The following is a 20,062-nucleotide window of genomic DNA, read 5'->3' on the forward strand; positions in this document are numbered from 1 at the left end:
CCATGCTGCAAAGGCTCAATGCCATACGCGTCCGTCTACGCTTGCTGTCATGGACGCTCTCGCCGGACTTCTGGAGGGGCCGCGCGCCAGGGGCGCCTTTGTGCTGCGGATGGTGATGGAACCGCCGTGGTCGATCCGCATCGAGGACCACGCGCCGCTGTGTCTGATGTGCGTCACAGAAGGAGAGGCATGGCTCGTGCCCGACGCGGGCCGGCCCGTGCTGCTGCGCCCCGGCGATGTGGCCATCGCCCGGGGCCCCGAGCCGTACACCGTGGCCGACACCCCCGACAGGGCGCCGCGGGCACGCATCGGCCCGGGCGGGACCTGCCACACACTCCAGGGCGAGCCGCTCGCCCAGAGCATGCACCTGGGCGTACGGACGTGGGGCAACGCCGCCGACGGCTCGACCACCATGCTGATCGGGACGTACCAGATGCAGGGGGAGGTCAGCGGGCGGCTGCTGGACGCCCTGCCCCCGACGCTGCGGCTGCCCGCCGATGCCTGGGACTGTCCCCTCATGCCGGTGCTCGACCAGGAGATCTCCCGCGACGAGCCCGGCCAGAGCGTGGTGCTCGACCGGGTCCTGGACCTGCTGCTGATCGCGGTGCTGCGGGACTGGTTCTCGCGCCCCGACGCCGAGGCCCCGGGCTGGTACCGGGCCATGGGCGACCCGATCGTCGGCCGGGCGCTGCGGCTGCTCGAGGACGATCCGGCGCACCCGTGGACCGTCGCCTCGCTGGCTGCCAAGTGCGGGGTCTCCCGGGCCGGACTGGCCCGACGCTTCAACGATCTTGTGGGTGAGCCGCCGATGGCGTACCTCACCGGCTGGCGGATGGCGCTCGCCGCGGATCTGCTGCGCGAGAGCGATGCGACGGTGGAGGCGATCGCCAGGAAGGTCGGCTACAGCGGTTCGTTCGCGCTCAGCGCCGCCTTCAAGCGGGTACGCGGCATCAGCCCGCAGGAGCACCGCACGGGCGCGTTGTTGCCACGGCACGCACATTGACGACCTCGGCGCGGGCCGCCGAGCACACGGCCCGGGCCGGCCCGGGCGGTTCCGTACCATGTGTGCCGAAGCCACGGGTGATGTCGCCGAGTTGGGCGACACGGACCTGATCCGGGCGGACAACGCGGTGCGCCACCTGGGTGATCAGCGCGCTGCCCTCGGTCGGATCCGGGCCGGCTGCTCGGCCCCGACGACCGGCAGGGCCTGCGCCAACGGGCCGACACACATCTGCTGACCGCGCATATGGTGCACACCGCCCGACGGGACCCGGCGGGGGCTTCCTCAATCGGGCGAGTACGCAACCGCGCCTCGGCGGACGGCGGTTGGCCTAGTGGCCCGAGGCCGGTTCCAGGCGGACGCAGCACCGGCCGGGGGCGGGCGACAGACACGCGTGGAGGCCGGTCTCGTTCAGTCCCTCGAGAAAGCCGTTCAGCAGGTGGAGGTTCATGCCGCACACCGTCTCGGTGTGTTCTCGGGCCAGCGCGTGAAAGGGACAGTTCCGGAGGACCACGGCATCTCCCTCGAGGTGCGGTTCGAACCCGTACCGCTCCAGGAGATCCAGGGCGCCGGCACCGTCCTGCGCACCCAGCTCCTTGCCCACCTCGTGGGCCTTGCGGTGGAGTACCGCCCGTGGTGGCTCACCCGTGGCCTCGGACTCTTCCAGCGCCTGCGCGAGCAGCCGCCCGGCGAGGTCGTAGCGACGCCCCGGCAGGCTGACGCTGACCTGCCTCGAAGAGCGCCGGTAGAGCTTGGCGGGCCGTCCCGCGCCGGGGCCGCTGCGTCCGCTGCGCCGTTCGTACACGACATCGAGCAGGCCTTCGTCGGCGAGACGGTCCAGATGGAATGCGGCGGTCTGCCGCGCGAGGCCCAGAGCCTCGGCGGCCTCGTCGCGACCGACCGGCGCCATCTGCCGTACGACGTGGTCGTACAACCGCCTGCGGGTGGGCTCGTCGAGAGCGGCGACTGCGGAGAGGTCTGAGTCATGGTCCACGGCACCAGTGTAAAACCCACGGTCATTGACTTAAGAGCGAAGGGGCTTCTATCGTTAATGGAAGTTGTAGATAGAAGACTCAAGAGAAGGAGGGGTCATGTCCGCACCCCTGTCCGCACCGTCCGTCTCCCCCCGGCGGGCCGCGCTCTCGGATCCCGGCCATCAGGCGTTCCTCTGCCTGCGCATCGTGTTCACGGTGGCGCCGATCCTGTTCGGCCTGGACAAGTTCGCCAATCTCCTCGTCGACTGGCCCGGTTACCTCGCGCCGTGGATCGACGGCATCGTTCCGGGCAGCGCCCAGGCGGCGATGTATGCCGTAGGTGTGATCGAGATCGTGGCAGGCCTGGTCGTCGCGATCGCGCCACGCTTCGGAGGCTGGCTGGTCGCCGGATGGCTCGCCGGCATCATCGTCAACCTGCTGAGCATCCCCGGCCACTACGACATCGCGCTGCGCGACTTCGGACTGCTGGTCGCCGCGGTGGCGCTTGCCAGGCTCGCCGACAAGTACGCCACCGGCAGGCAGGGGCCGAGCTGAGGGCCGTGGCGACCCCGCATCCGGGCCGGATCGGGGAACGGATACCGGGCGGCGGCCGACGGGGGCGCGCCGTACCCGGTCACGGGGAGACCGGCTCCAGCCGCCACCACTGACCGGGGGAGTCGGTGTCCTCCCACTGCTGGATGCGCGCGCCCTCCTGGCTGCTGCCGTCCGCGACTTCGAGCAACAGCCCGCTGATGAAGCTGACGATGGTGACCGTGCCGGGCGCGTCGAGATGCTGCTCGATGATCCACTCCTGGGCACCGAAGTTGTTGGCCCGCCACTGCTGGATGCGGGCCCCGTTGTCCGTCGAGGCGTTCGCGACGTCCAGCCGCTTTCCGCTCGCCGCGCTGACGAAGTGGTGGAGCCCGCTCCCGCCCGGCACCGGATCGATCTGCCACCGCTGGGCGGGCGCGCCGGTGTCCTTGCCCTGCTGTACGACGGCGCCGCCGCCCCTGGCCCCGCCGTACACCTCCAGCAGCAGCCCGCTGCCGACGTTCCGTACCAGGAAGAGCCCTGGTGGCATCGCCCCGTTCACTTCCCGCTCCTTCGCTCGTCCTGCCACCCGGCACCGCTCCCGGCCGCTAACGCTGGACCTGCTCGAAGCCCACCCGCACCCAGGCCAGGCCCAGCTGCGTGAACATCCCCGTGACGAAGATCCCGAGAAGCTGCCCGAACAACGGCGACCACGCCCCGCCCGGTCCCATGACGGTGGCGGAACGGGCAGGGGAGGCGGGACGGTACCGCACGGTCACCGCCTGCCCCTGGGCCATCAGAAGCGCGTCCTCCTCGAACTCCATGTACTGTCCGGACTCCGTGGTGAAGGGCGGCGAAGGCGGTCGCCGCGGCTGCGCCGGTTCCTTCACACCGCTCAGCCCATGTCGAACGTCGCCGGGTCGGGACCCAGGCGCTTGCCCTCGTCCAGGGCGGCGAAGGCCGCCAGGTCGTCGGCGTCCAGTTCGAAGTCGAACACGTCGATGTTCTCCCGGATCCGCGACGGGGTCACGGACTTGGGGATCACCACATTGCCGAGCTGCAGGTGCCAGCGCAGCACCACCTGGGCAGGGGTGCGCCCGTGCTTGTGGGCGACGGCGACGATCGTCGGGACCTCGAGGAGGCCCCTGCCCGAGCCCAGCGGGGACCATGCCTCCGTCGTGATGCCGTGCCGCTCGTGGAAGGCGCGCAACGCGGACTGGGCGAGCTGCGGGTGCAGTTCGATCTGGTTCACGGTCGGCACGATCTCGGTCTCGCCCAGCAGTCGCTCGAGGTGCTCGGGGAGGAAGTTCGACACGCCGATCGCCTTGGCGCGGCCGTCCGCGTAGATCCTCTCGAAGGCCTTGTACGTGTCCACGTAGGCGTTCTTCGAGGGCAGAGGCCAGTGGATCAGGTACAGGTCGACGTATTCGAGGCCCAGTTTGTCGAGGGAGGCGTCGAAGGCGCGCAGCGTCGAGTCGTAGCCCTGGTCGCTGTTCCACAGCTTGGTGGTGACGAAGAGGTCGTCACGGGCGATTCCGGAGGCCGCAAGGGCCCTGCCCGTGCCTTTCTCGTTCTTGTAGACGGCCGCGGTGTCGATGCTGCGGTAGCCGGCATCCAGGGCCGTGGCGACCGCCTTCGCCGCCTCGTCGTCGGGTACCTGCCATACACCGAAGCCGAGCTGCGGCATCGGGACACCGTTGTTGAGGGTCAGGGAAGGGACCTTGCTCACGAGCGGTCGTTCCTTACGTCGTCGGTTGGTACGCACATGGTCAACGATCACCTCCGCGCTCCCATTCCCGCCACCGAAGTTGGCGAGATGTAGCTCCGGCCCTTCGGTCCAGACCATTGACCCGGCTCGTCAACGCGCAACGCTTGGGCAGGTGAATGAACGCGGGTCGCCCATGTGAACTCGTGGAGTTCGGTGCGGCCACGCAGCCGTATCCCGGTCCGGACGCTCCCGCCGCCAGCACCCTTCTGATCAGGAACGAACAACTCGCAGCGACGTGAGGGACATGACGGCATCACGCAGAGCAGTACTGGGCGCGGCACTCGGCGGCACGGCCGGGCTGCCCGGCTCCGCCATGGCGGCGAGCGCCGCGTCCTGGCAGCTGCGCTGGTCGCCGTCGGCGACGACGACACGGGCCGCCCCGTGGGGCGTGAGCGCCACGGGCACGGTCGTCACGGCGGGCCGGGTGCTCACTGGTAGAGGGCCTCCACCTCGACCGCGTACGCCTTCTCGATCGCCTTCCGCTTCAGCTTCAACGACGGTGTGAGCAGGCCGTGTTCCTCACTGAAGGGATGGGCGAGGATCCGGAACGTACGGATCGACTCGGCCTTGGAGACGGACGTGTTGGCGGCCACCACCGCGCGGCGGATCTCCATTTCCAGATCCGGGTCGCGCACCAGATCGGCCGGCGGCAGCAGGGCCTTGCCCTGGATGGACAGCCAGTGGTCCACGGCCTCCTGGTCGACGGTGACGAGCGCCGCGATGTACGGGCGGTCGTTGCCGACGACGATGCACTGGGCCACCAGCGGATGCGACCGTACCCGCTCCTCCAGACCCGCGGGCGACACGCTCTTGCCGCCCGACGTCTTCAGGATCTCCTTCTTGCGGCCGGTGATGGTCAGATAGCCGTCCTCGTCGAGCGCACCGAGGTCACCGGTCGCCAGCCAGCCGTCGCGCAGCACGGCGTCGGTGGCCTTCGGGTCGCCCAGGTACCCGGAGAAGACCTGGCCGCCGTGCAGCCACACCTCGCCGTCCTCGGCGATGTGCACGGTCGTCCCCGGGATCGGCTGGCCGACCGTGCCGTAGCGGGTGCGCTCGGGCGGGTTGGCGGTCGCGGCCGCGCACGACTCGGTCAGTCCGTACCCCTCGAAGATGGTGACGCCCGCGCCCTCGAAGAACAGGCCGAGGCGACGGTCCATGCCCGAGCCGCCGGACATGGCGTGCCGTACCCGGCCGCCCATCGCGTCGCGCACCTTGCTGTAGACCAGCTTCTCGAAGAGCTGGTGCTGCAGCCGCAGCGCGGCCGAAGGACCGGGACCGATGCCGAACGCCCGGTGCTCCATCGCCTCCGCGTACCTCACCGAGACCTCGACGGCCTTGTCGAAGGGTCCCAGCTTGCCGGCGAGCTCCGCCTTGCGGCGGGCAGCGTTGAACACCTTCTCGAATATGTAGGGCACGGCCAGGATGAAGGTCGGCCGGAACGTGGCCAGATCGGGAAGCAGCGCCGCCGCCTGGAGCACCGGCTGATGGCCGAGCTTGACCCGGCCGCGGATCGCGGCGACCTCCACCATCCGGCCGAAGACATGGGCCAGTGGGAGGAAGAGCAGTGTTGCGGCCTCGTCACCCGGCTTGGAGTGGAAGACCGGCTCCCAGCGCTCGATGAGAGTGTCGGTCTCGAACATGAAGTGGGAGTGGGTGAGCACACAGCCCTTGGGCTGGCCGGTGGTGCCCGAGGTGTAGATGATGGTGGCGACCGAGTCGGGGGTCACCGCGCGCCGGTGCCGTTGCACCGTCTCGTCGTCGATGTGCGCACCCGCCTCGAACAGTTCGGCCACCGCGCCGGCGTCCAGCTGCCACAGCCGCTTCAGCTGCGGCAGTTGGTCGATCACCGAGCCGATGGTCATGGCGTGGTCCTCGTGCTCCACCACACAGGCGGACACCTCGGCGTCGTGGAGCATCCAGTGGACCTGCTCCGCGGACGAGGTGGGGTAGATGGGCACCGACTGCGCGCCGACCGTCCAGAGCGCGAAGTCGAAGAGTGTCCACTCGTAGCGCGTGGGGGACATCAGCGCGACCCGGTCCCCGAACCGGACGCCCTGCGCGAGCAGGCCCTTGGCCAGCGCCAGCACCTCGTCGCGGAATTCGGCGGACGTCACGTCCTGCCACTGGCCGGAGTTGTCCTTGCGGCACAGCGCGACCCGGTCGGGATCGTCCAGGGCATGATCGAAGACCGCATCCGCCAGTCCGCCGACCTGAGGCGCTGCGGCCATGGGTGGGACAGTGAACTCGCGCAATGGCCTGCTCCTTGTGGCGCTCCGCACAGCGCCGTGACGCTACCCCACCGATTCTGCGGGCGGGAGGGGCCGCGTGAAGTGTGAATGTATGGAATCGACACAGGTCAGCCACGGAAATCGGGCCATGGAAGGGAATGTGTGCGCCGATTACTGACCCTGGAGTAAGCAGACCGGGCCGGAATCTCCACGGAATCTGTACGACGTGGTCACGGCCGCTCTACCGTGCGACGTCCTGGTCCGTACCTGTACGGGCCCCGGCCGGTCAGCGGCCGGCCGGCCCGTGCAGGCGGTCGCCCGCCGCGAGCAGTGCGTCGGCGAGGGCGGACGCCGCCTCCTGGGCCGTGTTGCGGCGATGGCCGTGCAACAGCACGAAGTCCACGGTGCCGAGATCCGGCAGGCCGACCCGGTCGGGAACCGGGACCAGGCCGGGCGGGATCAGGCCGTGGGTGTGCGCCATCACGCCCAGGCCGGCCCGGGCCGCGGCCACCAGGCCGCTGAGGCTCCCGCTGGTGCACGCGATGCGCCAGGCACGGCCGTCGCGCTCCAGTACGTCGAGGGCGCGGGCCCGGGTGACGGCGGGAGGCGGGAAGAGGATCAGCGGAACGGGCCGGTCGGGGTCCAGTCGTACGCCGTCGGCCGCGATCCACACCATGCGGTCCCGCCAGACCAGTTCGCCGTGTGTCGCCCCCGCCCGGCGCTTGGCCAGCACCAGATCCAGCCGCCCCGCCTCCAGCCGCGCGTGCAGCGTTCCGGAGAGTTCGACCGTCAGCTCCAGGTCGACCTCGGGGTGATCGCGGCGGAACGACTCCAGGATCTCGGGGAGCCGGGTCAGTACGAAGTCCTCCGAGGCCCCGAACCGCAGCCGGCCGCGCAGCCGGGTGCCGGTGAAGTACGCGGCGGCCCGCTCGTGCGCCTGCAGGATCGTCCGGGCGAAGCCGAGCATCGCCTCGCCGTCCTCGGTCAGCTCCACGCTGTGCGTGTCCCGTGTGAACAGCTGCCGCCCCGTCGCCTCCTCGAGCCGGCGCACATGCTGGCTCACCGTGGACTGGCGAAGCCCGAGCCGGCGCGCGGCCTGGGTGAAACTCAGCGTCTGCGCGACGGCCAGAAAGGTGCGCAGCTGCGTCGGGTCGTACATGGACCGACGATAGCTCGTCATCGCGATCCGTGATGACAGTGAGAGCGGTGTACGGGATTCCCGATCGGCGCAGAGAGGGGGACCATGGAGCGGGCACGCCCTGAACCGAAAGCAAGTGGAGCGCATGAGCCGCCGCCGCACCCCGCAGCTGCCGTCCTGGCTGCCGATCGACCCGTACATCCTGGCGCTGCTCGCAACCGTGCTCCTCGCGGCGCTCCTGCCCGCGTCGGGCAGCGCGGCCGACATCGCGAGCGGCGCCTCGACCGGAGCGGTGGCCCTGCTCTTCTTCCTCTACGGAGCACGCCTGTCGACGCGCGAGGCACTCGACGGGCTGCGCCACTGGCGCCTGCACCTGACGGTGCTCGCGGCGACCTTCGTGGCCTTCCCGCTGCTGGGGCTTGCCGCCTCCCGTGGGCTCCAGCCCCTCGTACTGACCCCGGAGCTCGCCGCCGGGCTGTTGTTCCTGTGCCTGGTGCCGTCCACGATCCAGTCGTCGATCGCCTTCACCTCCCTGGCCCGTGGCAACGTGCCCGCGGCCATCTGCGCCGGCTCTTTCTCCAGCCTCGCCGGCATCGTCCTCACGCCGCTGCTCGCCGCCCTGCTGCTGGGCGGCGGCGCGGGGGGCTTCTCGGCGGACTCGCTGCTGAAGATCGTGCTCCAGCTGCTGGTGCCGTTCCTGGCGGGGCAGTTGCTGCGCCGATGGGTCGGCGGACTGCTGGTCCGCCACAAGCGGACGCTCGGTCACGTCGACCGGGGCTCGATCCTGCTGGTCGTCTACACCGCTTTCAGCGAGGGCATGGTCGAGGGCGTCTGGCACCAGGTCACCCCGGCCCGGCTGGGTGCGCTCCTCGGCGTGGAGGCGCTGCTGCTCGCGGCGATGCTGACACTGACCTGGTTCGGTGCGAAGCGCCTGGGCTTCGGGCGTGCGGACCGCATCGCGATCCAGTTCGCCGGCTCGAAGAAGAGCCTGGCGGCGGGGCTGCCCATGGCGGCGGTCCTGTTCGGGGCGCAGGCGAGCCTGGCGGTCCTGCCGCTGATGCTGTTCCACCAGATGCAGCTGATGGTGTGCGCGGTGATCGCCAAGCGGCGCAGCCGCGGCGGGGAAGTGTCCGGGCAGCCCGCCTCGACCGGATCGCGGACCCCGGGGCGCCGCCGGGCGGCAGAGCCCACGCCGTGGCTGGTGGTGGATATGGAGGCCGACGGTACCTCCACGGAACTCCGCCCCTCACCGGGTCCTCCTGCAACGACCGAGGCCCCCCGCGGGACGTGACCAAGGACTCGCCCGGCCGCGACGTCTCGCCGACCCGCACGCGCGCTGCGGCTGGCAAGATCGCCGGGTGACGACGTACGCCCTGCGCCCCTTCGGACCCCGCCCGTGCACTCTGGTCGTGTGCCGCGGCTGCTGCTGCGGTGACGCACGCAAGAACCCCGGGACCGATCACGAGGGTCAACTGGCCCGGCTGCGCGAGGCGGCGGCCGCCTCGGACGGGCGGCTCGCCGTGCGGACGAGCGACTGTCTCGGCCCCTGCGGACAGGCCAATGTCATCGTGGTCCAGCCCTCCACCGAGGGCCGCCGCCGCGGCGCCCGCGCCGCCTGGATCGGCTGGGCCCTCGACGACGATGTGACCGACGACGTCATAGCCTGGGCGAGCGCCGGCGGCCCCGGTGTCTCCGACGTCCCGGCCACCCTCGAGCTACAAGTGATCCCGCCGCCCTCGGACGCCCGCCGCAGGATGCGCTGAGGGTCCGTGTCCCGTGCGACGGGGCGCATCAGACCTCGGTGCCGAGGGCGATGCGTTCCTCGCCCGCATACACGTTCATATTGGCTCCACGCAGAAAACCGATCAGGGTCAGCCCGGTCTCCGCGGCCAGGTCCACCGCGAGCGAGGAGGGCGCGGACACCGCCGCCAGCACCGGGATGCCCGCCATCACCGCCTTCTGGGCGAGCTCGAACGACGCCCGCCCCGACACCAGCAGAATCACCCGGGACAGCGGCAGCCGGCCGTCCTGCAGCGCCCGCCCGACCAGCTTGTCGACCGCGTTGTGCCGGCCCACGTCCTCCCGTATGTCGAGCAGTTCGCCCTCGGGCGAGAACAGCGCGGCCGCGTGCAGGCCCCCGGTCCGGTCGAAGACCCGCTGGGCCGCCCGCAGCAGGTCGGGGAAGCCGGCGAGCAGCGCGGGCTCGATCCGGACCGGGGGAGTGTCGGCGATCGGGAAGTGCGCGGTCGTACGGACCGCGTCCATGCTCGCCTTCCCGCACAGCCCGCACGACGACGTCGTGTAGACATTGCGCTCCAGCGTGATGTCGGGAACCGGAACACCGGGCGCGAGCTGCACATCCACCACGTTGTACGTGTTCGAGCCATTGTCCGTGGCCCCCGCGCAGTACACGATCGAGCGCACGTGCGCCGCCGAGGAGATCACACCCTCGCTGACCAGGAAGCCCGCCGCCAGCGCGAAGTCGTCGCCGGGGGTGCGCATGGTGATGGCGAGCGGCTTGCCGTTCAGACGGATCTCCATGGGTTCCTCGGCGACCAGGGTGTCCGGCCGGGTCGAGACGGCACCGTCCCGGATCCGGATGGTACGGCGGCGCTCGGTGACCCGTCCCATGGTGATCAGTCCCGGTTCTGAAGGTGGTTGGCAGCCGCAACGGCCCTGGATGCGGAGGATGCCGTGGGTCACCGGGTTGTCGTGCGGCGGGGTGACCTCGACGATCTCATTGTCACGCACGTGCAGAGAGAGGTTGTTCCCGCATGATGCGGACAGCCAAGGGCCGTTGTGTACGGTCGCTGTCGGTCACCATCGGTCACCGACGGGAATCCCCGGGTCGCACTCTCCCGGAAGCTCCAAAGACCGGGCCGCGAAGCTGTGGGATCACCTGCCCTTGTACCGGTTGGTAGCAGCCAAGACTGGGTGGCTCCTGACTGTCTTTCGAGGGGACTTCCATCCATGACCGGCTCACGTGTCGTCGCACTCGGGCACCACCAGCCCGCCAAGGTGCTCACCAACGACGACCTCGCGGCCATGGTCGACACGAGTGACGAGTGGATCCGCAGCCGTGTCGGGATCGAGACCCGGCACGTCGCCGGCCCCGACGAGCCGGTCGACGAGCTTGCCGCCCAGGCCGCCGCGAAGGCCCTGGCATCCGCCGGGCTGATGCCCGAGGACATCGACCTGGTGCTGGTCGCCACCTCCACCGCGATCGACCGCTCGCCGAACATGGCGGCTCGTGTCGCCGCCCGGCTGGGCATGCGCTCACCCGCGGTGATGGACATCAATGTCGTGTGCGCGGGCTTCACTCACGCGCTCGCCACGGCCGACCACACCGTACGGGCCGGAGCGGCCACCCGCGCGCTGGTCATCGGCGCGGACAAGATGACGGAGATCTCCGACTGGACCGACCGCAGCACCTGTGTGCTCGTCGGCGACGGCGCCGGTGCGGCCGTGGTGGAGGCTACCGATCCCGGCCAGGAGCCGGGCATCGGCCCCGTGCTGTGGGGTTCCGTACCGGAGATGGGGCATGCCGTGCGGATCGAGGGCACTCCGCCGCGGTTCGCGCAGGAGGGCCAGTCCGTCTACCGCTGGGCCACGACGCAGCTGCCGCCCATCGCCCGTAAGGTCTGCGAGCGGGCGGGAGTCGCGCCCGAGGAACTCGCGGCCGTGGTGCTGCACCAGGCCAATCTGCGGATCATCGAGCCGGTCGCGCAGAAGATCGGCGCGGTGAACGCCGTGATCGCGCGTGATGTCGTGCAGTCCGGCAACACCTCGGCCGCCTCGATCCCCATGGCGCTGTCCAAGCTGGTGCAGCGCGGGGAGATCGTGACGGGAGATCCGGTCCTGCTGTTCGGCTTCGGAGGAAACCTCTCGTACGCGGGACAGGTCATCCGCTGCCCCTGACCTGCGCACAGCTCAGGCGTACGCCAGGCCCGCCGAAGCGGGGCAAACTGACGGCATGGTGACGAAACGAAGTGCCGGACTGCTGCTCTTCCGTCGTAGGAACGGGAAGCCCGAGGTTCTCATCGGCCATATGGGCGGCCCGTTCTGGCAGTCGCGCGACGAGGCGGCCTGGTCCGTGCCGAAGGGGGAGTACGGCGACGACGAGGAGCCGATGGCCGCCGCGCGCCGGGAGTTCGAGGAGGAGCTCGGGCTTCAGCCGCCCGAAGGCGACTGGCACCCGCTCGGCGAGGTCCGGCAGCCGGGCGGCAAACTCGTGACGGTGTGGGCGATGGAGGGCGACCTGGACACCGGGCTCGTCGTGCCGGGCACCTTCACGATGGAGTGGCCGAGGGGCTCGGGCGTGATGCGGGAGTTCCCCGAGATCGACCGGGCCGAGTGGCTCGGCATCGAGGAAGCGCGCCCGAAACTGGTGGCCGGTCAGCGGGTCTTCCTCGAACGGCTGGCTCCGCTCCTGTGACCGTTGGCCGTGACTTTTCTCCGGCCCCGTTCCTGATCCCTGATCCCTGACCCCGTGTCGGCTCGAGGGCCTTGGGCGAGAGGCTGTCGCGACGGCGCAGGCCGACGGCCTCGTCGGCCCACGCCCCGTGCGCCGTACAGGGCCTGCCGTCGGCCGTGCCCCATCTTTGTCCCGGGTGTGGGGAAAGTCGTACCAGAACTGCGCTCAACTTCTTCCCAGTTGGGCAAAGCGCTGCTACGTTCCCCTCGAAAGCCCGAAGGAGAGCCTGAGTTGGGGTTCCCCATGCCGAAGGCCAGGAGAGGGGAGGGGCACGTGAGACGAATGACCGCTCGACCCGCGAACGCACATCAGGCTCGACTGCTCCGGTTGCTGCGCGACGGAGGGCCCAACTCCCGTGCTCAGCTGGGCGACCAGGTGGACCTCTCCCGTTCCAAGCTCGCCGTCGAGGTCGACCGGCTGCTGGAGACCGGACTTGTGGTCGCGGACGGACTGGCCGCCTCCCGCGGCGGCCGCCGCTCCCACAACATCCGGCTGGCGCCCGCGCTGCGCTTCCTCGGCGTCGACATCGGGGCCACCTCGATCGACGTGGCCGTCACCAACGCGGAGCTGGAGGTCCTCGGGCATCTCAACCAGCCCATGGACGTGCGCGAAGGCCCGGTTGCCGTCTTCGAGCAGGTGCTGTCCATGGCCGCCAAACTCAAGGCGTCCGGACTCGCCGAAAGCTTCGACGGGGCCGGGATCGGTGTCCCCGGCCCGGTCCGCTTCCCCGAAGGTGTGCCGGTCGCACCGCCGATCATGCCGGGCTGGGACGGCTTCCCGGTCCGCGAGGCGCTCAGCCAGGACCTGGGCTGCCCGGTCATGGTCGACAACGATGTGAATCTGATGGCGATGGGGGAGCAGCACGCCGGAGTCGCCCGCTCCGTCGGCGACTTCCTCTGCGTCAAGATCGGCACCGGCATCGGCTGCGGCATCGTCGTCGGCGGTGAGGTCTACCGCGGTACGACGGGCAGCGCGGGCGACATCGGACACATCCAGGTCGAACCGGACGGCCGGGCCTGTGCCTGCGGCAACCACGGCTGCCTGGAAGCGCACTTCAGCGGTGCCGCCCTCGCCCGCGACGCCGAGGACGCGGCCCGCAGTGGGCGCTCGCCCGAGCTCGCCGTGCGGCTCGAGACGGCAGGCCACCTCACGGCCCTCGATGTGTCGGCGGCCGCGGCCGCCGGTGATGCCACCGCCCTCGGGCTCATCCGCGAGGGAGGCAATCGCGTGGGCCAGGTCATCGCGGGCCTCGTCAGCTTCTTCAACCCGGGACTGGTAGTGATCGGCGGCGGTGTGACGGGCCTCGGGCACACCTTGCTCGCGAGCGTACGCACCCAGGTCTACCGGCAGTCCCTGCCGCTGGCCACCGGCAATCTGCCCATTGTGCTGGGCGAGTTGGGCCCCGCCGCCGGAGTGATCGGCGCGGCCCGGCTCATCAGCGACCACCTGTTCTCGCCGGCCTGATCCTTCGGCCGGTCCGCACCACCGCACACCGCACCTGGTCCCACCCTGCCCGCTCACCGGCCGCACCCGCCGAGGGGATGTGTCATGGCACCAGAACCACCCCTGCTCACCATGTCCGAGATCACCAAGTCGTTCCCCGGCGTCCGCGCCTTGGACGGCGTGGACCTGGAGGTCCACGCCGGCGAGGTCCACTGCCTCCTCGGCCAGAACGGTGCCGGCAAGTCCACCCTGATCAAGGTGCTCTCCGGAGCCCACCAGCCCGACGGCGGAGAGATCACCTGGCGCGGCGAGCCGGTCTCCCTCAAGTCCCCGATCGCCGCCATGCGCCTCGGTATCGCCACCATCTACCAGGAACTCGACCTGGTCGAAGGGCTGTCGGTGGCCGAGAACGTCCACCTCGGCCACGAGCCCACCTCCGCCGGGTTCGTCGTACGCTCCGGCACGGCCCGCACCGCGGCGGCCCGGCTGCTCGGGCGACTCGGGCACCCGGAGATCGACCCCGCCCGCCTGGTCGGCGGGCTCTCCGCGGCCCAGCAGCAGATCGTCTCCATGGCCCGCGCCCTCTCCCACGAGGTGCGCCTCATCGTGATGGACGAGCCGTCCGCCGCCCTGGATCCCGACGAGGTCGACAACCTCTTCCGTATCGTCGGCGACCTGACCGCCGACGGCGTCGCCGTCGTCTACATCTCCCACCGCCTCGAGGAGATCCGCCGTATCGGCGACCGGGTGACCGTGCTCAAGGACGGCCGGGCGGTCGCCGTCGGACTGCCCGCCAAGTCCACCCCGACCCGCGAAGTCGTCGCTCTGATGACCGGGCGCAATGTCGAGTACGTCTTCCCCGAGCGGCCCGACAACGCTGTCGCCGCCGCCGAAGAGCCCGTGCTGCGGGTCGAAGGGCTCAGCCGGGAAGGCGAGTTCGCCCCCGTCGACCTGGAGCTGCGGCCCGGGGAGATCGTCGGCCTCGCCGGACTCGTCGGCTCCGGACGCTCGGAGATCCTGGAGACGATCTACGGAGCCCGCAGGCCGAGCGCGGGCCGTGTCCTCGTCGACGGCAGCGCGCTGCGCCCCGGAAGCGTACGCGCCGCCGTCCGAGCCGGCATCGGGCTCGCCCCCGAGGAGCGCAAGGCGCAAGGGCTGCTGATGCTGGAGTCCGTCACCAGCAATGTCTCCCTGTCCACCCTCTCCCGCTTCGCCCGCGCCGGCTGGCTCGACCGCCGCCGGGAGCGGGCGGCCGCACAACAGGCGACCAGGGAACTGTCCTTGCGCCCCGACAACCCCGACGCACGCATCCGCACCCTGTCCGGCGGCAACCAGCAAAAGGCCGTCCTCGCCCGCTGGCTGCTGCGCGGCTGCCGGGTGCTGCTGCTGGACGAGCCCACCCGTGGTGTGGACGTCGGCGCCCGCGCCGAGCTCTACGCCGTGATCCGCAGGCTGGCCGACGAAGGCCTCGCCGTACTTCTCGTGTCCAGCGAAGTACCCGAGGTCCTGGGCCTCGCCGACCGGGTGCTGGTGCTGCGCGAGGGCAGCGTCGTGCACACGGCGGACGCCCGGGAGCTCGACGAGCACCGCGTACTCGACCTTGTGATGGAAGGGAGCCCGACGGCATGACGCCCCCAGCCTCTCCGGCGCAGCAGGATACGCCCGTGACCGCCGCCATGTCCGCACCGGCGGACAGGCGCCCGCGGGCACCGCTCGGACTGCGCGTCGATGTCCGCAGTCTCTCGCTGCTCGGCGTCCTTGCCGTGCTGATCGCGGTCGGCGGCATCACCAAGCCCGACGAGTTCCTCGCCACGAGCAATCTGCAACTGGTCCTCACGCAGGCATCCGTCATCGGTGTCGTCACCGTCGGCATGACCTTCGTGATCACCAGCGGCGGCATCGATCTCTCGGTCGGCGCGATCGTGGCGCTCGCCTCCGTATGGGCGACGACCGTCGCCACCCAGGAGTACGGATTCGCCGGCATCCTCTTCACCGCCGTGATCGTCGGGGTGAGCTGCGGAGGTGTGAACGGACTGCTGATCGCCTACGGCTCGATGGTGCCGTTCATCGCCACCCTGGCCATGCTCGCCGCGGCCCGCGGTCTCGCCCTGCAGCTCACCGACGGCAAGACGCAGATCGTCACCGTCGACTCCGTGCTCGACCTCGGTGTCAAGGACGCCTACATCCTGGGCATCCCGCCGCTGGTTCTGGTCTTCGCCGCGGTCACGGCCGTCGGCTGGCTGCTGCTCAACCGCACCACCTTCGGCCGCCGCACGGTTGCCGTCGGCGGCAACGCGGAGGCCGCGCGGCTCGCCGGTATCGACGTACGCCGCCAGCGGCTCCACCTCTACCTGCTGTCCGGACTGTGCTGCGGCATCGCGGCCTTCATGCTGATCGTCCTCGCGGGCTCGGGGCAGAACACCAACGGCAATCTGTACGAACTCGACGCCATCGCCGCCGCGATCATCGGCGGCACGCTCCTCAGCGGAGGCCGGGGCACCATCGCCGGCTCGGTGCTCGGCGTCCTCGTCTTCACGACCGTCACCAACATCTTCGCGCTCAACAACCTGGAGAGCGCCGTTCAGCAGATCGCCAAGGGCGCGATCATCGTCGCCGCCGTACTGATCCAGCACCGCACCCTGCGCGGGGGCGAGGCCTGACCGCCGACGCCTTCCCGCCCCTGCTTCCTGCCCCTCCTTTCCCCCACCTGCCCAACCGCCCAGCTGAAGGGTTGATCCGTCATGCCAGAAATCCCGGCCACCAGCCGCAGAAGCCTGATCTTCGGCACCGCCGCAGTCTCCGCCGGCGCGCTGCTGACCGCCTGCACCAGCAACGAACCCAAGAAGCAGGAGCCGGGCGCACAGAACGTACCGTCGGTCGACGACAAGCCGGGCAAGCCCGTCACCATCGGCTTCGCCGGACCACAGTCCGACCACGGATGGCTGAACGCCATCAACGTCAACGCCAAGTCCCGTGCCGAGAAGTATTCCGACGTGACCCTGGAGATCACCGAGGGGTCCAACGACACCGCGGTCCAGATCGGCCAGGTCCAGACCCTGATCAACAAGAAGGTCGACGTCCTGGTGATCCTGCCGGCCGACGGCAAGGCGCTCACCCAGATCGGACTGCAGGCCATGAAGGCCGGCATCCCGGTCGTCAACCTGGACCGCATCTTCGCGTCCCCGCAGGCGTACCGCTGCTGGATCGGCGGCGACAACTACGGCATGGGCCTCAACGCCGGAAACTTCATCGGCGAGCAGCTCAAGGACAAGCCCGGCGCCAAGGTCATCGAACTGGCCGGACTCGACAACCTCGAGCTGACCAAGCAACGCACCCAGGGCTTCGACGACGCCCTGAAGAACTACCCCAACATCAAGAAAGTGGCCCGCCAGGCCGCCGACTTCACCGTCGAGTCGGGCCAGGCCAAGATGGCCCAACTGCTCCAGGCCCAGTCGAAGTTCGACGCTCTGTGGAACCACGACGACGACCAGGGCGTGGGCGCGCTGCGCGCCATCGCGCAGGCCGGCCGCAAGGACTTCCTGATGGTCGGCGGCGCGGGAGCCAAGTCCGCGATGGACGCCATCAAGGCCGACAACAGCGTTCTCAAGGCCACCGTCCTGTACCCGCCGACCATGGCGGCCTCCGCCATCGACCTCGCCCGCGCTCTCGGGCAGGGCAAGGGCATCGGCGGCATGGCGGAGCTGGAGATCCCCGCCTCGCTGACCCTGTACTCGGCCGTCGTGACCAAGGACAACGTCGACGCCTACCTGCCCACCGGCTTCAGCTGACCGGCGTTGATCCCTCATTGCGCTCATGACGAGGAGGAACCGTGTGACTTTGCGCCCAACCCGAAGAGGGGGGCTTCCGGCCGAAGGGTCGCGGTCCAGCCCGAACCGGTCCCTCACGGGACGTGAGCAAGCCATCACAGACCAGGGATGCGATTCCCCCACCGGCTGACGCCGGTGGTCACCTCGCGAGGAGACCGATGGAACTGAGGGACAGTGAGGCCCCGACACTCGGCGTCGGCATGGTCGGCTACGCGTTCATGGGCGCCGCCCACTCGCAGGGGTGGCGCACCGCCGGACGTGTCTTCGACCTGCCCCTGCGGCCGGTCCTCGCCGCGATCGGCGGCCGTGACGCGCGGGCCGTGCGGGCCGCGGCCGACAAACACGGCTGGGCCGCGGCGGAGACCGACTGGCGCGCCCTCGTCACCCGCGACGATGTGCAGCTGGTCGACATCTGCACACCGGGGGACAGCCATGCGGAGATCGCGATCGCGGCGCTGGAGGCGGGCAAGCACGTCCTGTGCGAGAAACCTCTGGCCAACTCGGTGGACGAGGCCGAGGCCATGGTCGCCGTCGCCGAACAGGCAAGGGGGCGCGGTCAGTTGGCCATGGTCGGCTTCAACTACCGCCGGGTGCCCGCGATCGCTTACGCCCGCGCTCTGATCGCCGAGGGCCGGCTGGGCGAGCTGCGGCATGTACGGGTCGTCTACCTGCAGGACTGGCTGGTCGATCCGCAGTTCCCGCTGACCTGGCGGCTCAAGGCCGAGCACGCCGGGTCCGGCGCGCTCGGCGACCTCGGTGCGCACATCGTGGATCTCGCGCAGTATCTGTCGGGGGAGTTGCTCGTCGGGGTGTCGGCGCAGCTGGAGACGTTCGTCCGGGAGCGGCCGCTGCTCCAGGCGGCGTCCGCGGGCCTCTCGGCGTCCGGCGGGATGGATTGCGGTCCGGTCACCGTCGAGCGTGGTCCGGTCACCGTCGACGACGCCGCGCTGTTCACCGGGCGGCTGGCCTCGGGAGCGCTGGCCTCCTTCGAGGCGACCCGGATGGCCGCGGGCCGCAAGAACGCGCTGCGGCTCGAGATCAACGGAGAACTGGGTTCGCTCTCCTTCGACCTGGAGCGGCTCAACGAGCTGTCTTTCCACGACCACGGTGAGCCCGCCACCACCGCCGGCTTCCGCCGGATCCTGGTCACCGAGGCCGACCATCCGTATCTCGAGGCATGGTGGCCGCCCGGCCACGCCCTCGGCTACGAGCACACCTTCGCCCACCAGGCCCGCGACCTGGTCGAGGCGATCGCCGCCAAGGCCGACCCGGCACCCTCGTTCGCCGACGGTCTGCAGGTCCAGAGGGTGCTCGCGGCCGTGGCGGAGAGCGCGGAGAGGAACGCCGCCTACACCCCCGTACCGACGGTCCGCGCAGTTCAGGCAGTTCAGCAGGCGGTCCAAGCCGTCCAGGCACAGCACTAGGAGGAGGTCCGATGCCACGTCCGTTCACGCTGTTCACCGGCCAGTGGGCCGATCTGCCGCTGGAGGAGGTCTGCCGGCTCGCCCGGGACTTCGGCTACGACGGCCTCGAACTCGCCTGCTGGGGCGACCACTTCGAGGTCGACAAGGCGCTCGCCGACACCTCGTACGTGGACGGGCGGCATGCGCTGCTGGACAAGTACGGCCTCCAGTGCTGGGCGATCTCCAGCCATCTGGTGGGGCAGGCAGTCTGTGACAACCCCATCGACGGGCGACACCAGGGCATCCTGCCCGCCCGGATCTGGGGCGACGGTGAACCCGAAGGCGTACGGCAGCGGGCGGCGGCCGAGCTGAAGGACACCGCACGGGCCGCGGCGGCCTTCGGGGTCCGTACGGTCGTCGGCTTCACCGGATCGTCGATCTGGCATCTGGTGGCGATGTTCCCGCCGGTGCCCGAGCGGATGATCGAGCGCGGCTACGAGGACTTCGCGGAGCGCTGGAACCCGATCCTCGACGTGTTCGACACCGAGGGCGTGCACTTCGCGCACGAGGTCCATCCCAGTGAGATCGCCTACGACTACTGGACGACCAAGCGCGCCCTGGAGGCGGTCGGCAACCGGCCGGCCTTCGGGCTCAACTTCGACCCCAGCCACTTCGTCTGGCAGGACCTGGATCCGGTCGGCTTCCTGTACGACTTCCGGGACCGGATCTACCACGTCGACTGCAAGGAGGCCCGTAAGCGTCTGGACGGGCGCAACGGGCGGCTCGGCTCCCATCTGCCCTGGGGCGATCCGCGCCGAGGCTGGGACTTCGTCTCGGCCGGACACGGCGATGTGCCCTGGGAGGACGTATTCCGGATGCTGCGCTCCATCGGCTACGACGGCCCGGTCTCGGTGGAGTGGGAGGACGCGGGAATGGACCGGATGATGGGTGCGCCACAAGCGCTTGCCGATCTGAAGCGGTTCGATTTCGACCCGCCCGGGGCCTCCTTCGACGCTGCCTTCGGCAGCGGCGGCCAATAGAAGACTGCAGGTGCGAGCCCCGGCGGCAGTACGCCGCCGGGCCGGTCCCGGCTGCCCTGGTGCGGCTTTGTCCTCAAGCGGGAAGAAGTTCAACTTCCTGGCTGCACAAGGGCTTTCGGTCCAGGACGAACCCGGCTACCGTCCCATGAGGCGTACAGGACACAGGTGGTCCCCGGTGTGACGGCGCACTCCGGTTCCACGGAACAAGCCCGGCGCGCGGTGCGCACAGCACCGCG

Annotated in this window: 20 protein-coding genes; 12 read left to right on the forward strand and 8 right to left on the reverse strand. The window is 70.2% G+C overall.

Going from position 1 to position 20,062, the window contains the following annotated elements; all coding sequences use genetic code 11:
- Positions 1-49: 49 nt before the first annotated feature.
- The gene (locus ACFYWI_RS15455) at positions 50-1,003 is read left to right on the forward strand and encodes an AraC family transcriptional regulator (protein WP_389231244.1); all 954 of its coding nucleotides are present in this window, start codon (positions 50-52) and stop codon (positions 1,001-1,003) included.
- Between the two features lie 328 nt (positions 1,004-1,331).
- Here the strand turns inward: ACFYWI_RS15455 and ACFYWI_RS15460 are convergent, their stop codons facing one another.
- A complete protein-coding gene (locus ACFYWI_RS15460; RefSeq protein WP_389231247.1) occupies positions 1,332-1,994 on the reverse strand; it encodes a helix-turn-helix transcriptional regulator in 663 nt (220 codons plus the stop codon).
- 97 nt (positions 1,995-2,091) lie between these two features.
- Here ACFYWI_RS15460 and ACFYWI_RS15465 point away from each other — a divergent pair, with 97 nt between their 5' ends.
- Complete coding sequence (locus ACFYWI_RS15465; protein WP_389231250.1) at positions 2,092-2,529, forward strand: hypothetical protein; 438 nt, start codon at positions 2,092-2,094, stop codon at positions 2,527-2,529.
- Positions 2,530-2,608: 79 nt separating this feature from the next.
- On the opposite strand, the gene ACFYWI_RS15470 is transcribed toward ACFYWI_RS15465, so the two are convergent.
- From ACFYWI_RS15470 to ACFYWI_RS15495, 6 genes are all read right to left on the reverse strand, one after another.
- The gene (locus ACFYWI_RS15470; RefSeq protein WP_389231253.1) at positions 2,609-3,067 is read right to left on the reverse strand and encodes an RICIN domain-containing protein; all 459 of its coding nucleotides are present in this window, start codon (positions 3,065-3,067) and stop codon (positions 2,609-2,611) included.
- A 46-nt stretch (positions 3,068-3,113) separates the two neighbouring features.
- Positions 3,114-3,329, reverse strand: coding sequence for a hypothetical protein (locus ACFYWI_RS15475; RefSeq protein WP_389231256.1), 216 nt, complete (start codon positions 3,327-3,329; stop codon positions 3,114-3,116).
- A 71-nt stretch (positions 3,330-3,400) separates the two neighbouring features.
- The gene (locus tag ACFYWI_RS15480) at positions 3,401-4,234 is read right to left on the reverse strand and encodes an aldo/keto reductase (protein WP_389231259.1); all 834 of its coding nucleotides are present in this window, start codon (positions 4,232-4,234) and stop codon (positions 3,401-3,403) included.
- A gap of 249 nt (positions 4,235-4,483) precedes the next feature.
- Positions 4,484-4,705 carry a hypothetical protein gene (locus tag ACFYWI_RS15485; protein WP_389231261.1) on the reverse strand — a complete coding sequence of 74 codons (222 nt, stop codon included), beginning with the start codon at positions 4,703-4,705 and terminating at the stop codon, positions 4,484-4,486.
- Positions 4,702-6,501, reverse strand: a complete 1,800-nt coding sequence (locus ACFYWI_RS15490; RefSeq protein ID WP_389231264.1) for an AMP-dependent synthetase/ligase — start codon at positions 6,499-6,501, stop codon at positions 4,702-4,704. The genes ACFYWI_RS15485 and ACFYWI_RS15490 overlap by 4 nt, the downstream gene beginning before the upstream one ends.
- 286 nt (positions 6,502-6,787) lie before the next feature.
- Complete coding sequence (locus ACFYWI_RS15495) at positions 6,788-7,660, reverse strand: LysR substrate-binding domain-containing protein (protein WP_389231267.1); 873 nt, start codon at positions 7,658-7,660, stop codon at positions 6,788-6,790.
- Positions 7,661-7,784: 124 nt separating this feature from the next.
- Here ACFYWI_RS15495 and ACFYWI_RS15500 point away from each other — a divergent pair, with 124 nt between their 5' ends.
- Positions 7,785-8,930, forward strand: coding sequence for a bile acid:sodium symporter family protein (locus tag ACFYWI_RS15500; protein ID WP_389231270.1), 1,146 nt, complete (start codon positions 7,785-7,787; stop codon positions 8,928-8,930).
- 67 nt (positions 8,931-8,997) lie between these two features.
- Positions 8,998-9,402, forward strand: coding sequence for a (2Fe-2S) ferredoxin domain-containing protein (locus tag ACFYWI_RS15505; protein ID WP_389231273.1), 405 nt, complete (start codon positions 8,998-9,000; stop codon positions 9,400-9,402).
- A 28-nt stretch (positions 9,403-9,430) separates the two neighbouring features.
- Here ACFYWI_RS15505 and fdhD read toward each other — a convergent pair whose 3' ends face one another.
- The gene (gene fdhD / locus ACFYWI_RS15510; protein ID WP_389231782.1) at positions 9,431-10,270 is read right to left on the reverse strand and encodes a formate dehydrogenase accessory sulfurtransferase FdhD; all 840 of its coding nucleotides are present in this window, start codon (positions 10,268-10,270) and stop codon (positions 9,431-9,433) included.
- Positions 10,271-10,609: 339 nt separating this feature from the next.
- On the opposite strand from fdhD, the gene ACFYWI_RS15515 reads away from it, so the two are divergent.
- From ACFYWI_RS15515 to ACFYWI_RS15550, 8 genes are all read left to right on the forward strand, one after another.
- Positions 10,610-11,557: a beta-ketoacyl-ACP synthase III gene (locus ACFYWI_RS15515; RefSeq protein ID WP_389231276.1), complete on the forward strand. Its 948-nt coding sequence runs from the start codon at positions 10,610-10,612 to the stop codon at positions 11,555-11,557.
- 55 nt (positions 11,558-11,612) lie between these two features.
- Positions 11,613-12,074, forward strand: a complete 462-nt coding sequence (locus tag ACFYWI_RS15520; RefSeq protein WP_389231279.1) for an NUDIX domain-containing protein — start codon at positions 11,613-11,615, stop codon at positions 12,072-12,074.
- Between the two features lie 321 nt (positions 12,075-12,395).
- The gene (locus tag ACFYWI_RS15525) at positions 12,396-13,577 is read left to right on the forward strand and encodes an ROK family protein (RefSeq protein ID WP_389231282.1); all 1,182 of its coding nucleotides are present in this window, start codon (positions 12,396-12,398) and stop codon (positions 13,575-13,577) included.
- 84 nt (positions 13,578-13,661) lie between these two features.
- On the forward strand, positions 13,662-15,185 hold the full coding sequence (locus ACFYWI_RS15530; protein WP_389231285.1) for a sugar ABC transporter ATP-binding protein: 1,524 nt from the start codon (positions 13,662-13,664) through the stop codon (positions 15,183-15,185).
- A 47-nt stretch (positions 15,186-15,232) separates the two neighbouring features.
- The gene (locus tag ACFYWI_RS15535) at positions 15,233-16,216 is read left to right on the forward strand and encodes an ABC transporter permease (protein ID WP_389231785.1); all 984 of its coding nucleotides are present in this window, start codon (positions 15,233-15,235) and stop codon (positions 16,214-16,216) included.
- 81 nt (positions 16,217-16,297) lie between these two features.
- A complete protein-coding gene (locus ACFYWI_RS15540; RefSeq protein WP_389231288.1) occupies positions 16,298-17,344 on the forward strand; it encodes a substrate-binding domain-containing protein in 1,047 nt (348 codons plus the stop codon).
- Positions 17,345-17,541: 197 nt separating this feature from the next.
- Positions 17,542-18,807, forward strand: coding sequence for a Gfo/Idh/MocA family protein (locus tag ACFYWI_RS15545; protein WP_389231291.1), 1,266 nt, complete (start codon positions 17,542-17,544; stop codon positions 18,805-18,807).
- Between the two features lie 11 nt (positions 18,808-18,818).
- A complete protein-coding gene (locus tag ACFYWI_RS15550) occupies positions 18,819-19,826 on the forward strand; it encodes a sugar phosphate isomerase/epimerase family protein (protein ID WP_389231294.1) in 1,008 nt (335 codons plus the stop codon).
- Positions 19,827-20,062 lie beyond the last annotated feature (236 nt).

Source organism: Streptomyces sp. NPDC002889 (assembly GCF_042888425.1).
Classification (GTDB): Bacteria; Actinomycetota; Actinomycetes; order Streptomycetales; family Streptomycetaceae; genus Streptomyces.